The sequence below is a fragment of the Arthrobacter sp. CJL-S3 genome (assembly GCF_056711635.1).
The window spans coordinates 4,072,097-4,085,023 of sequence record NZ_CM160046.1 but is presented as its reverse complement, the minus strand read 5'-3'; the positions used below and the strand labels follow the sequence as shown (position 1 = coordinate 4,085,023).

Sequence of the window (12,927 nt, the reverse complement as noted above, 5' to 3'; positions counted from 1 at the left end):
CAGCCCTACACCTGCTTGAGCGCCTGGCCGAGGTCGCGGGTCAGGTCCTCGAGGTCCTCGAGACCCACGGAGAGGCGCACGACGCCGTCGCTGAGCCCGATCGCCGCCCGGCCCTCGGGCCCCATGGCGCGGTGCGTTGTGGTGGAGGGGTGGGTGATGAGCGACTTGGAATCGCCCAGGTTGTTTGAGATATCGATGATCCGCAGCGCATCGAGCAGCGCGAACGCCGCCTCCTTCGCCGAACGCCCGGCGGACGGGGAAAGCTCGAAGGTCAGCACCGTGCCGCCGGCCTTCATCTGCCGGGCGGCCAGCTCGTACTGCGGGTGGGACGGCAGGAGCGGGTACCTGACCCAGCTGATGGCGGGCTGCTCCTCAAGCCATTCGGCCAGCCGCAGCGCGGAGGCGGAGGAGTGGTTCACGCGCAGGGCCATGGTCTCCAGCCCCTTGGTCAGCACCCAGGCGTTGAACGCGGAGAGTGCCGGGCCGGTGTGGCGCATGAGCTGCTTGACCGGGCCCTCGATGAACTCCTTGGTGCCCAGGATCGCGCCGCCGAGCACCCGGCCCTGGCCGTCGATGTGCTTGGTCCCCGAATACACGACCACGTCCGCGCCGAGCTCCCCGCAGCGCTGCAGCAGGGGGGTGGCAAAGACGTTGTCGACGACGACCGTCGCCCCGGCGGCGTGGGCCAGGTCGCTGACGGCGACGATGTCCACGATTTCCTGCATCGGGTTCGACGGCGACTCGAAGAAGACCGCCGTCGTCGGTTCGGACAGCGCGGACCGCCACTGCTCCAGGTCCGGGCCGTCCACGAAGACCGTCTCGACGCCCCAGCGGGGCAGGATCTCGTTGAGGATCACGAAGCAGGACCCGAACAGCGAGCGGGCCGCGACGACCCGGTCGCCGGCGGCCAGCAGGGCGCCGAGGGCAGTGAAGACCGCGGACATGCCCGAGGCGGTGGCGAAGCAGGCCTCGGTGCCTTCGAGCAGCCGGAGCCGTTCCTGGAAGGTGGCCACCGAGGGGTTGCCGTAGCGGGAATAGACGAAGCGCTCGTCCTCGCCGGTGAAGGCGCGTTCCGCGGCGGCCGCGGATTCGTAGACGAAGCCGGAGTTCAGGAAGATCGGTTCGGACGTTTCCTGGAAGCCGGTGCGGTCGAGTCCGCCGCGGACGGCCTGGGTGTCGGCGCTCCAGCCGGTGGCGTCAGGGTTGAAGGTCACTTAGTGCTTTCCAAGGTTGGTGGGCAGGCCGCGGTTTTTCCAGCCGTTGACTGTGCGTTCGCCGTAGCGGTCCGGCTCGCCTTCGAAGCCCTCAAGGACGTTGTAGGAGATGAACCCGGCCTCCGTTGCGGCGATCGCCGCGGCGATGGACCGGGCGCCCGAACGGCACAGGAAAACCAGTTCGGTGCCGCCGCCGTCCGGGGCCTGTTGTTTCAGCTGCAGCTTCAGCTCTTCTATGAAGCGCGAATTGGGGATGCCGCCGGCCAGGTTCCACTGGATGAAGAGCGGGTCATGACGCGTTCTGCCCGCCGGCTTGGTGTCCGGGATGCCGATGTGGGCCCATTCACCCTCGGTGCGGACGTCCACCAGGATGGCGCCGTCCTCCAGCTTGGCCCAGGCCTCGTGCGGGCTGAGGTCCCCGGCGTAACTCACGCGTGGCCCTCGCCGTCGAACTCGAGGTCATCCACCGCATTGGCGATGGCGGCGTCCGCGCTGGCGATCGCCGCCGGCAGCACGACGGCCTGCGCCACGATGACGGTGCTGCCGTTGAACGTGGCCGACGGGCTGCCGTGCAGCACGTAGCCCTCGGCGAGGGCGGCCGAGACGCGCTCGCAGAAGGCGCGGTCATCGGGGCCGGTGAACAGGCGGAACGCCAGTCTCTCCTCGGCGGCACCGGGGACAGCGCGGGTCGGGGCGGGGGCTGTTACGGGGACAGCGGGGGCGGACGCGTCAGGCACGACGGATCTCCTTCTTTCACGCTTGCAGCTCGAATGGTCGATATGCCGAGTATTCACCTGAGGCACCCCGCCGCGAAAGGGAGGGTTGCCGACCGGCCAGTCAGGGCTTGGCGCCGGTTCTCATTACTCACCAAAAAACGTAACACCTGCGGCGCCGGCCCGCACCGCCGCCGCCGTCATGTTAAGTAACGGTCCTCCACACAACGCGGATCCTCGCAGTCAGCGACGGCCCGTTCCGGCGCCCAGGGCCGCCGCCAGGTGTCCCCGCGGCGCCTTTTGGGCGGGGCGGATCATTCGATCGTGGCGTACAGCGCGTTGAGCTCCGCGGTGAGCTGCCGGCGCAGCTCCGGGGTGCCGATTTCCTTGCCGTCGATGTGGTTGACGGGCGCCAGCAGCCGGATGCTGGAGATCAGCCACACGGCGTCGGCGTCGTACAGGTCGCGGGGCTCCAGCGGGCCGTAGCCCAGCTCCCAGCCGGCGGCCTTCGCCGCGGTGAACAAGGCGCCCTGCGAGGTGCCGGGCAGGATCCCGCTGTCGAGCTGGGGCGTGATGAGCCGCCGGACGGTGCGGACCCCGCCGGCGCCGTCGTCGGTGGTTTCCAGGTGCGCGAGCAGCACGGTCGACGTCGGTCCCTCCAGGACCCGGCCGTCCGCGGAGGTGAAGATGACGTCGTCCGCGCCCTGGGCATGCGCGTAGCGCAGCGCGGCCATGTTGACGGCGTAGGACAGGGTCTTGGCGCCAAGGAGCAGCCACGGGGCCCGTTCCCCGATGTCGCTGTCGTAGCCGCGGTCCAGCAGGATCACGTCGATCCCGGTGTCGCGCTGGCGCCTCCCGGCGGGGCCGGGGGCGGAAGCCTGGACCCAGCAGGTGGGCCCGGGCGCACCTTCGACGCCGCGGGTCACGAGGAGCTTGACCACAAGTTCGTCGTCCCCGACGGTTTCGGCGCCCGGCACGTGCTGGCGCCGGTATTCGCTGATCGCCGTCGCGATGGCCCGGCGCCAGGTGTCCTCCGCCGGGATGTCCAGCTCCAGCAGCCGGGCGGACCCGGCCAGCCGGTTCAGGTGCGCCTGGAGTTTGCGGGGCTGCCCGCCCACGGCCAGCAGCGACTCGAAGACCCCGTCGCCGCGGGTGGCGCCCTGGTCCGTCGCCATCAGCTGCGGCTTCGTGGCGTCGGCCAGCCGGCCGCCGTCGAACGCCGGATCCAGGAAGACCAGCACCGGGACAGGGGCGGGGGCGGCAGCAGGAGAAGTCATGGCTTCAGCTTAGTGCGGCAGGCTGCGGGATAGGATTTGACGGTTGCCCGTTCCGGAACTGTTCCGCGGGTCTGGAACTTGAGGGGTTCGTCTGTGTTGTGGCCTTTTTCCCTGGCGGAATCTCTCCCGTCCTGGGTGATCCTGATCCTCACCATCGTTGACCTCGCCATCCGGGTGCTGGCCCTGGGCATCATTCCCGGAAACCGGCGCCCCACCACGGCCATGGCCTGGCTCCTGATCATCTTCTTCGTCCCGGCCGTGGGCCTGGTCCTCTTCCTGCTCTTCGGCAACTTCCGGCTCTCCCGCAAGCGCCGGGCGCAGCAGGACGCCGTGAACACCCGGGTACGCGCCGGCACCTCCGATCTGGCGATGCTGGAAAGCGGCTACGAGGGCCCGGAATGGGTGTCCTCTGCGGCGGAACTGAACAAGACACTGGGCTCGCTGCCGATGGTGGACGGCAACCGCGTGGAGCTCCTGCCCGGCTACCCGGACTCGATCAAGGCGATGGCCGCCGCCGTCCGGGACGCCAAGGAATTCGTCAACGCCGAGTTCTACATCCTGAGCTCGGACCACGTCACGGATGAGCTGTTGACCGCGATGGAGGACGCCGCCGAACGCGGCGTCGAAGTCCGCCTCCTGTTCGACCACCTGGGGACCCTGCGGATCAAGGGCTACAGCAGGCTGATCGCCCGGCTCAAGGCCAGCAAGATCCGCTGGCGGCCCATGCTGCCGCTGAACCCGCTGCAGGGGCAGTGGCGCCGTCCGGACCTGCGCAACCACCGCAAGATCATGGTGATCGACGGCGAAATCGCCTTCACCGGCTCGCAGAACCTGATCGAGCCCTCCTACAACAACCCGCGGCACCGCAAGATGGGCCGCGAATGGGTCGAGCTGATGGCGTCCCTGCGCGGGCCGATCGTCACCACGCTCAACGTCGTCTTCGCCACGGACTGGCTCAGCGAAACCGACGAATCCCTCGAGGACCAGCTCGCGCACCGGCCCGAGCTGCACGCCGGGCACGTCACGGCCCAGGTGGTGCCCAGCGGCCCCGGTTTCATCACCGAAAACAACCTGCGGCTCTTCAACACGCTGATCTACTCGGCGCAGCGCAAGATCTCGATCTGCAGCCCCTACTTCGTCCCCGATGATTCGCTGCTGTATGCGGTGACGACGGCGGCGCAGCGCGGCGTCGACGTCGAGCTCTTCGTCTCGGAAAAGGGTGACCAGTTCCTGGTCCACCACGCCCAGCAGTCCTACTATGAGGCGCTGCTGGAGGCGGGGGTGCGGATCTACCTGTACAAAGCCCCGTTCGTGCTGCACGCCAAGCACTTCACGATCGACAACGAGGTGGCCGTGCTGGGGTCCAGCAACATGGACATGCGCTCCTTCTCGCTGAACCTCGAGGTCTCGGTGATGCTCCTGGGGGAGGACATCGTGCAGCGGATCAGCGCCGTGGAGGACACGTACCGGGACATTTCGCGCGAGCTGACGCTCGAGGACTGGATGAAGCGGCCGATGGGGGTCAAGTACGTGGACAACGTCGCCCGGCTGACGGCGACGCTGCAGTAGCCGGCGACGCGCGGCAGCCCGGAGCGGGGAGTCAGCCGGCCGGGAACTCCGCGCCGAGCGCCGAGAGGACCCCGAAGGCCTTGGTCCGGATCTCCTCGTACTCCTCCTCCGGCGAGGAATCCGCGGTGATCGCGCCGCCGACGCCGAGGCTGAGTCCGGTGCCGCCTCCGGGCAGCTCCGTGAGCACGAGGGTGCGGATCGCGACCGCCAGGTCGGTCGCGCCGTTGAGCGAAAAATAACCGATCGCGCCGGAGTACACACCCCGCGGGGCGCCCTCGAGCCGGTCCAGGATGCCCATGGTGCTGACCTTGGGTGCGCCGGTCATCGAGCCGGCCGGGAAGCAGGCCGCGACCGCCTCGGCCCGCGGCATCCCGGGCCGCAGCCGGGCATCGATGGTGCTCACCATCTGGTGGACCGTGGCGTAGCTTTCGATCGCGCAAAGCCGGCTGACCGACACCGATCCGGGCACGGCGAAGTGGCTGAGATCATTTCGCAGCAGGTCCACAATCATGATGTTCTCGGCGCGGTCCTTCGGGGAGGACTCCAGCTCGTGCCGCAGCAGCGCGTCCCTGGCGGGGTCCGCGTCCCGGTGCCGGGTGCCCTTGATCGGCTCGGCCCGCATGCCGCCGTCGGCCGTGATGCGCAGGAAACGCTCCGGCGAGGTGCTCGCCACGGTGAGGTCCCCGAACCGCAGGTAGCTCGCGAACGGCGCGGGATTCCTCCGGCGCAGCGCCAGATAGGCCTGCCGCGGGTCCAGGGCGGCGGGGAGTTCCGCTGCCAGCGCGGTGGTCAGGCAGACCTCGTAGGTGTTGCCCTCGGCGATCTCGTACTGGGCCTGGGTGATTTTGGATTTGTAGGAGACCTCCGAGTCCCGTGCGGCGAAGTCCGGGCCCGGGGCGGACGGTTCGACGGCGCCGCTGCCGCTGCCGACCGCTCCCGCCGCCGGCGCTGAACATGCCTCGGTGGCGGCGCGGGCCGTCTCCAGCCAGCCGCCGGCGTCCGCGGTGTCCAGGGCCAGCAGCCAGACCGTGCCGTCCACATGGTCCAGCACCACCGCGCGGCCGGCGAACAGCAGGCAGGCATCGGGGGATCCGGCCGTGACATCGCTGCCGCCGGTCTCGCGTTTGAGCTCGTAGCCGAGGTAGCCTAGCCAGCCCAGGGTGAACTCGCAGGGGTAGTCCGCCGGGGCGCGGAGGTCAGGGCGGCCCCAGACCCCGTCGAGCCAGCGGAAGAACGGCCCCTCGGTCCGGACTCTGGCGTTGCCGACGCTGACGCGGGTGGTGCCCGAACTGTGCCGGACCGACTGGCCGAGCGGGCCGCCGTCGTCCGCCAGGATGCTGAAGCGGCTCCGTTCCGCCGCGGCCCTGCCGTCCGGCGCGAGGGAGGAGTCGAGCCAGACGGCATTGGCGGAGCGGCCGAACAGGGAGTCGAAGAGCCGGGCCGGGTCCGGGGCGGCGTCGATCCGTTCGGCGCGGAGGTGCAGGCCGCGGCGGGCGCCAAGCTCGGGGAGGAGGGTCGGGGCAAGCGCAGGCAGGTATTGGAGCGCCTGCAGCACCTCCGCGGGAGCGGCACCGTCGGCGAGGTTGAGCACGCGGATATCGGCGTGGGCGGGAACGTTGTCCCCGGCCAGCCATGCCTGCTCCTGGGCGGCCCACTCATCCCAGTAGGGTTCGTAGTTGTCGCCGTCGCGGGCCAGGGCCCTGCTGCGCCGCTCGTGTTCGGACGAGTCGGCCCAGACCACCGCGGTGAGGAAGGGGCGGGCGGCCTCCGCGGCGGCGCCTACCCCTTCGACCAGGACGATTTCGGCCGGCTGGGTCGTGCGCGTGGCGCCGTCGTAGTGCGCGTTCCAGTCCCAGCTGACCCACTCGGCCGGATCGCCGCGGTGCAGCGGGGCCAGGACGGTCGAGACGTAGCGTTCAATGCCGGCTGTGAGCCCGTTCCAGCCGGGGTAGATGTCCTCCAGATGGAAGAGGGAAACCTTGTGGTGTTCGCGGAGCCGCGCCGCCAGTTCGATCGCCAGGGTGGTCTTGCCTGCGCCGGAGCGTCCGTCGATGGCGATGATGACGGGTGCTGGACTCATGAAATAGAGCGTACCGGCTGCCCTGCGGTGCCGGGGTGCCGCCCGTCCGGCTGTGGACGCCCGGCGAGCTCGGCCCGGACGTGCGCCACGATCCCGGGCAGCGCGGCGTGGATCAGGTTCCAGGTCAGCTCGAAGTCGGCATGGCCGCCGTACCAGGGGTCTTCGATACCCTGGTCGAGGGGATCCTTTCCCGCGACGGCCGGGTCAAAGCTGCGCAGCATCCGGACTTTGGACAGCGCTGCGCGGTCCGGCGCAGCCTGCTGCAGCCAGCCGAAATGGTCCACGTCCAGGGCCAGGATGAGATCGCGGGTCTCGAACCATTCAGCCCGCCATTCGCGCGCCACATGGCGGTCCGAAGCAATGCTGTGGGCGGTGAGCTTGCGGGCGGCCCGCGGGTCAATCGGGCGGCCCACCTCGTAGGCCGTGGTTCCTGCCGAATCCACGACGGCGCCGGCCAGGCCCTCGGCGGCGATGGCCTCCGCCAGCATCAGCTCGGCCATCGGTGACCGGCAGATGTTTCCGGTGCAGACCGCGATGATCCGGTACTGGCTCGACATTGAGGTCATAGTGCAAGCATGAATCATGCGGGTCCTCTTGGCTAGTTTCCGGCCCGCGGATATTACAAAGCTTGTCACACTTGTATTTTATGCTGTCACGCTGGGTGCGGGCGGGGCCTTTGCCCCTACCCGGGCCCGGGCCGGAGGGGGAAGCATGTCCCCATGACGCTGGGAACGAATGTGCCGCCTCCGGTGTCCGCGGCTACGGCGGCGGCGCAGCATGCGGAGCGCGGCCCGGATGCGCCGGGCGCCGTGAGGACCCGCCGGTACATGTTCGGTTTCGTCCCGCTGCTCGGGATGCTCGTGGCCGCCGCGCTCGTGGGGGCGGGGGCGGCGCTGCTCGTGGCGCGCGCCACCGGCTGGGGCACCGAGACTGTGGTGAACCGGTACATCTCGACGAACGGTGCGGTGTCGGATCACCCCATGGATATTCAGGGGCTGCTCGCTGCCTCGCTCCCCGCCGTGGTCTCCGTGAAAGCCACAACGACGCAGTCCAACCTCTTGCTGGACCCCAGCGGCGGCGGCCGGGTGATGGCCCAAGGGACCGGAATAGTCATTGGCAGCACGGGGGAGGTCATTACGAACGCGCATCTGGTTACCGGCGTAGTCAGCGAAGCGTCCGCCGTGACCGTGACGTTTGATGACGCGAGCGAACACACGGCCCGGATCGTCGGCTCGGACTGCGAGCACGACCTGGCCCTGCTGAAGGTCGACGGCGTGAGGAACCTGCCCGTGCTGGAGCTGGGGGACTCGGGATCCATGGCGCCCGGTGACGCCGTCATCGCCATCGGCTATGCCCTGGGCCTGGACGGTGGCCCCAGCGTCACCACCGGAATCATCTCCGCCACCGGCCGGACGTCCATTGCGGAGACGGGTTTCGGCATGAGCTGCAGGCTGACCAACCTGCTCCAGACCGATGCGCCGATTAGCTCCGGGGACTCCGGCGGACCCCTCCTTGACAGCGGCGGCCACGTGATCGGCATCAACACCATGGTGGCCGCGCCCACCTCGCAGACGACGGTGAACGGGATCAGCTTCGCCATCGCGTCGGACACGGTGAAAACGCTGCTGCCGGGACTGCGCGCGGGCGGCTGAAGGGGCTCCTGCGTGAACCGCCTAATGGCGTGGTTGCGGCCAATATTCGAACTAACTATCGGTGTGATTCCCTGACCAGACGGCCTTGCGGAGAATGGACCGCAAGGACGCCACCTCCTCGCCGGTCAGCATTTCCAGCTGGCGTGATTCCGCGGCCTGAGTTGCCCTCTGGGCGGCAGTGTGAAGAGCGCGGCCCGCATTTGTGGCGGCCACCAGCTTCTGCCGCCGGTCCGAGATTCCCGGCCTTCTCTCGACCAGGCCGCGTTGTTCAAGCTCATCGATGAGGGCCACGATCTGGCTGGGGTCAAGGCTGAGAAACTCTGCCAGTTCGCGCTGGGTGGGTCCCAGGGTGCCGCATGCCAGGGCCAGAACGGAGTAGGACCGCTCTTTCAGCCCGAACTCCGCAAGGGCGGCGTTGTTGAGTACGCTGCCGGCGGCGTGCAACTTGGCCAGAAGGAAGCCGATGTCAGTGCTGATGCTTGATTCCGCCAGCCGTTCTGAAGCCCCGCCGGAGCTTTCGTTGGCGTCATTTGCCTGGAGTGTCATGGTGCCTTTCGGGCGGGTAGCCAGCCGGTCGTTGAATTATTCAATGATCCCATGCGGGGCCACGGCGGCGAAAGGCGAGCGGCGGAGTGACGAAGGCGGACGCATTGAATGCATAAATAAATGATTGACATTTTCAAGGATTGAGTTTCTAATTGAAAGCAGTCAAGGGAGACGCGCATCACACCGCAGGCTCCCCGGGATAGCCGCCGCAAGGCGCATTGCAAAGGAGCAGCGCATGAGCCTGTCAGGGAAAGCAGCAATCGTCACCGGAAGCGGCCGGGGCCTCGGCCTGGCCTACGCCCAGGAACTCGCCCGCCAAGGCGCCGCCGTCGTCATCAACGACGTGGATGCCGGGGTGGCGGCCGAAGCGGTCCGGACCATCGAGGCCGACGGCGGCCGCGCCGTCGCCGTCGTGGCGCCGGTGGGCAGCTCCGAAGTTGCCCGACAACTCGTGCAGGCAGCCGTCACGGAGTTCGGCCGGCTCGATATTCTGGTCACCAACGCCGGCATCCTGCGGGACAAGAGCCTGCTGAAGATGACGGATGAGGACTTCGACCTCGTGGTGAATGTCCACCTCAAGGGCACGTTCACCTGCGCCCGCGAAGCATTCCGCTACTTCAAGGAAAACGGCATCGCCGGCCGCATTATTACCATCGGCTCGCCCACGGGCCAGCGCGGCAACTTCGGCCAGACCAACTACGCCGCCGCAAAAGCCGGGATTGTCGGTATGGTCCGCACCTGGGCGTTGGAAATGAAGAAGGCCGGCGTTACCGCCAACGCCGTGATCCCGGTGGCCGCCACCGCCATGACCAAGACCGTCCCGTACTTCCAGAAAGCCGTCGAGGCGGACGAACGCGGCGAGGCCATGCCGGCCTTTTTCCGGCAGGAGCTGGGTTTCGGAACCGCCGGCGACGTCGCCGGACTCATTGCCTTCCTCGCCTCCGACGAGGCTTCCGGCGTCACCGGGCAGGCGATCGGCGCCGGCGGGGACCGCCTGCAGCTCTGGACCCACCCCGAGGGGGCCGTCACCGAGTACCGCGAGGGCGGCTGGGGCTACCAGGACCTGGTAGAGGACTTCGGGAAGCTCTTCGGCGACAAGCTGCAGAGTGTCGGCGAGGAGTTCCCGCCGCTTCCGGAAGACCTCAAGCCCGAACCGGCAGCGGTCCGCTGACATGGCCTCCCAGCGCTATGAACTCGGCGTCGACGTAGCAAGAATCGACGCGATCGACATGCACGTCCACCTGGAGGTGGACGGCCACGGCCATGAATCCCTGCCGCCGGCTTTGACCGAAGCGTCCGCCAAATACTTCAAGTCCGAGGACCGGACGCCGTCGCTGGACCGGATCGCAGACGTCTACCGCGGACTGAACATGGCCGCCGTCGTGTTCACTGTGGATGCCCGCACCCAGCTCAAGCACGAGCCCAACAGCATCAAGGAGCTCATCGCTGGTGCGGCCCGGAACAACGACGTGCTGATTCCCTTCGGCAGCGTGGATCCACGCACCGGTGCCGAGGCCATCCAGGGCGCCAAGCACCAGGCTATCGACCTGGGAGCCCGCGGGTTCAAGTTCCACCCGTCCCTGCAGGGCTTCGACCCTTCGAATGAACAGTTCTACCCGCTTTGGGAAGCCCTGCAGGAACTCGGCCTCCCGGCTATTTTTCACACCGGCCAGAACGGCATGGGCGCCGGATTGCCCGGAGGCTACGGCATCAAGCTCGGCTACTCGAACCCGCTGCTGCTGGACGCCGTCGCGGCGGACTTCCCGGAACTGCAGATCATTATGGCCCACCCGTCGGTGCCGTGGCAGGACGAGGCCAACTCCATCGCCACGCACAAGTCCAACGTGTTCATCGATCTTTCCGGCTGGTCACCCAAGTACTTCCCGGAATCTCTGGTGAGGATGTCCAACTCCGTGCTGCAGGACAAGGTCCTCTTCGGAACTGATTTCCCGCTCATCACCCCGCAGAAATGGCTGGGTGCCTTCGCGGACCTTCCACTCAAGGACGAGGTCCGGCCCAAGATCCTCAAGCACAACGCCGTCCGGCTGCTCGGACTGGGAGGCTGAAATGTCAGTGGATACGAGCCAGACCGTAAGAGCCGTAGACCAAACCAGGCTTTACGGCGTCTGCGACTACTACGACGCCGAGTCGCTGCTCACCACGGATGAGCGCCGGGTGCTGGGCAGACTCCGGACCTTCCTCGACGAGACAGCCCGGCCGCTGCTGGCGGAGTATTGGGAACGCGGCGAGTTCCCGGACGAGCTGGGACAGCCGTTGATCAGCCTGGACCTGATGGAACCTGCCGAGCTGACCGGCGCCCCGGGTGCAGAGCAAACGCCGGCCAGGGGAATCTACCAGGGCTTCCGGATCTTTGAGCTCGCCCGCACGGATGCCTCGCTGGCAACCTTCTACACGGCCCAGGCCGGGCTGTTCCGGACCGCAATCCGGGTCGGTGCCTCCGCGGAACAGCAGGCCGAGTGGATGCCGAAAGTCATCGATTTCTCGCTCAAGGGCGTATTCTCGCTGACCGAACCGGAGTCCGGCTCGGACATCGCCGGGGGACTCGCGACGACGGCGCGGCGTGAGACTGGTCCTGACGGGGACACCTGGATCCTCGACGGTGCCAAGCGCTGGATCGGCGGTGCCGCCACCGCGGACGTCCTGGCCGTGTTTGCCCGCGATGTGGCCGACGGCCAGGTCAAGGCCTTCCTCGTCGAGCGGGAAGCTCCCGGCGTGACGTTGGAAAAGATCCATGGCAAGACAGCGTTGCGGATGATGCAGAACGCTAACATCACCCTCGACGGCGTACGGGTCCCCGAATCCATGCGACTGCACAACGTCAACTCCTTCCGGGACGTGGCCGCGATGCTGCGGGCCATGCGCTCGGACGTCGCCTGGATCGCCACCGGCATCCAGGCCGGAGCCTTCGAAGCCGCGCTACGGTACGTCACCGAGCGGCAGCAGTTCGGCCGTCCGGTGGGCTCTTTCCAGCTGGTCCAGGAAAAGCTGGCCCGGATGCTCGGCAACGTCACCTCGTCGCTGTCCCTCGTGGTCCGGCTGACCGAGCAGCAGGCCAAGGGCATCTACCGCGACCAGGATTCCGCCCTGGCCAAGATGCAGACGTCGCTCCTGATGCGCGAGACCGTGGCCCTGGCCCGGGAAGTGGTCGGCGGCAACGGCATCACGCTCGAAACCGACGTCGCGCGCTTTCATGCCGACGCCGAGGCCGTGTACTCCTACGAGGGCACCCACGAAATCAATGCCCTTATCGTCGGCCGGGCCCTGACCGGCGAAAGCGCCTTCACCCGCTGAGCCGCCCGAACTGAACCATCACACCCCGCTCCGGCACCGACGTCGGACAGTTCCCTACCCCACCCAGCCCTCCAGGAGGACACCTTGCCCAATCTCGTTGTCGATTTCGACAAACTGCTCACTCTCGCCGGTACCGACCTTGGAGTCACCGAGTACCGCGAGATCACCCAGGAACAGATCGACAAGTTCGCCGACGCCACCGGTGATGACCAGTGGATCCATGTTGACCCGGAACGCGCCAAGGACGGCCCGTTCGGCGCCCCGATCGCCCACGGCTTTCTCACCCTCTCGCTCATCATCCCGTTCTGGGGCGAGCTGTTCGACGTCGACGGCGTCACCACCAAGGTGAACTACGGCCTGGACAAGGTGCGCTTCACGTCACCGGTCAAGGTGGGCTCGCGGATCCGCATGCGGGCCACCATCGCCGAAGTCACCGAGGTCAAGGGCGGCGCCCAGATCAAGGTGGCCAACACCATCGAGATCGAAGGCCAGGAGCGCCCCGCAGTCGTCGCGGAATTCCTCGCCCGCTTCTACAAGTAAAAAGCCCCTTCAATACCCCTCCCT

Annotated in this window: 13 protein-coding genes and 1 riboswitch; of the genes, 6 read left to right on the top strand and 7 right to left on the bottom strand. The window is 67.8% G+C overall.

What is annotated here, in order from left to right; genetic code table 11:
• Positions 1–5 precede the first annotated feature (5 nt).
• The 4 genes from AC06G6_RS18770 to AC06G6_RS18755 all read right to left on the bottom strand — a co-directional run bounded on the left by AC06G6_RS18770 (position 6) and on the right by AC06G6_RS18755 (position 3,204).
• Positions 6–1,214, bottom strand: coding sequence for an O-succinylhomoserine sulfhydrylase (locus AC06G6_RS18770; RefSeq protein WP_479824668.1), 1,209 nt, complete (start codon positions 1,212–1,214; stop codon positions 6–8).
• The gene (locus AC06G6_RS18765; RefSeq protein WP_479824666.1) at positions 1,215–1,646 is read right to left on the bottom strand and encodes a rhodanese-like domain-containing protein; all 432 of its coding nucleotides are present in this window, start codon (positions 1,644–1,646) and stop codon (positions 1,215–1,217) included.
• A complete protein-coding gene (locus tag AC06G6_RS18760; RefSeq protein ID WP_479828761.1) occupies positions 1,643–1,870 on the bottom strand; it encodes a DUF1737 domain-containing protein in 228 nt (75 codons plus the stop codon). Before AC06G6_RS18760 ends, AC06G6_RS18765 begins: the two co-directional genes overlap by 4 nt.
• A 94-nt stretch (positions 1,871–1,964) precedes the next feature.
• Positions 1,965–2,079, bottom strand: a riboswitch (SAM riboswitch).
• A 162-nt stretch (positions 2,080–2,241) separates the two neighbouring features.
• Entirely contained in the window at positions 2,242–3,204 is a 963-nt protein-coding gene (locus AC06G6_RS18755; protein WP_479824664.1) for an aminodeoxychorismate lyase, read from the bottom strand.
• A 93-nt stretch (positions 3,205–3,297) separates the two neighbouring features.
• Between AC06G6_RS18755 and cls the strand changes: the two genes are divergently transcribed.
• Positions 3,298–4,773, top strand: a complete 1,476-nt coding sequence (gene cls, locus AC06G6_RS18750; RefSeq protein WP_479824662.1) for a cardiolipin synthase — start codon at positions 3,298–3,300, stop codon at positions 4,771–4,773.
• Positions 4,774–4,804: 31 nt separating this feature from the next.
• Here cls and pabB read toward each other — a convergent pair whose 3' ends face one another.
• Positions 4,805–6,853, bottom strand: coding sequence for an aminodeoxychorismate synthase component I (gene pabB / locus AC06G6_RS18745; protein WP_479824660.1), 2,049 nt, complete (start codon positions 6,851–6,853; stop codon positions 4,805–4,807).
• The gene (locus AC06G6_RS18740) at positions 6,850–7,419 is read right to left on the bottom strand and encodes a low molecular weight protein-tyrosine-phosphatase (RefSeq protein WP_479824658.1); all 570 of its coding nucleotides are present in this window, start codon (positions 7,417–7,419) and stop codon (positions 6,850–6,852) included. The genes pabB and AC06G6_RS18740 overlap by 4 nt, the downstream gene beginning before the upstream one ends.
• Before the next feature lie 153 nt (positions 7,420–7,572).
• Between AC06G6_RS18740 and AC06G6_RS18735 the strand changes: the two genes are divergently transcribed.
• On the top strand, positions 7,573–8,505 hold the full coding sequence (locus AC06G6_RS18735; RefSeq protein ID WP_479824656.1) for a S1C family serine protease: 933 nt from the start codon (positions 7,573–7,575) through the stop codon (positions 8,503–8,505).
• A gap of 51 nt (positions 8,506–8,556) precedes the next feature.
• Here AC06G6_RS18735 and AC06G6_RS18730 read toward each other — a convergent pair whose 3' ends face one another.
• Positions 8,557–9,051: a MarR family winged helix-turn-helix transcriptional regulator gene (locus AC06G6_RS18730; protein ID WP_479824654.1), complete on the bottom strand. Its 495-nt coding sequence runs from the start codon at positions 9,049–9,051 to the stop codon at positions 8,557–8,559.
• Positions 9,052–9,286: 235 nt separating this feature from the next.
• Here AC06G6_RS18730 and AC06G6_RS18725 point away from each other — a divergent pair, with 235 nt between their 5' ends.
• From AC06G6_RS18725 to AC06G6_RS18710, 4 genes are all read left to right on the top strand, one after another.
• The gene (locus AC06G6_RS18725) at positions 9,287–10,222 is read left to right on the top strand and encodes an SDR family NAD(P)-dependent oxidoreductase (RefSeq protein WP_479824652.1); all 936 of its coding nucleotides are present in this window, start codon (positions 9,287–9,289) and stop codon (positions 10,220–10,222) included.
• A 1-nt stretch (position 10,223) separates the two neighbouring features.
• Positions 10,224–11,117: an amidohydrolase family protein gene (locus tag AC06G6_RS18720; protein WP_479824650.1), complete on the top strand. Its 894-nt coding sequence runs from the start codon at positions 10,224–10,226 to the stop codon at positions 11,115–11,117.
• A gap of 1 nt (position 11,118) precedes the next feature.
• Positions 11,119–12,363, top strand: a complete 1,245-nt coding sequence (locus AC06G6_RS18715) for an acyl-CoA dehydrogenase family protein (RefSeq protein ID WP_479824648.1) — start codon at positions 11,119–11,121, stop codon at positions 12,361–12,363.
• A gap of 84 nt (positions 12,364–12,447) precedes the next feature.
• Positions 12,448–12,903: a MaoC family dehydratase gene (locus AC06G6_RS18710; protein ID WP_479824646.1), complete on the top strand. Its 456-nt coding sequence runs from the start codon at positions 12,448–12,450 to the stop codon at positions 12,901–12,903.
• Positions 12,904–12,927 lie beyond the last annotated feature (24 nt).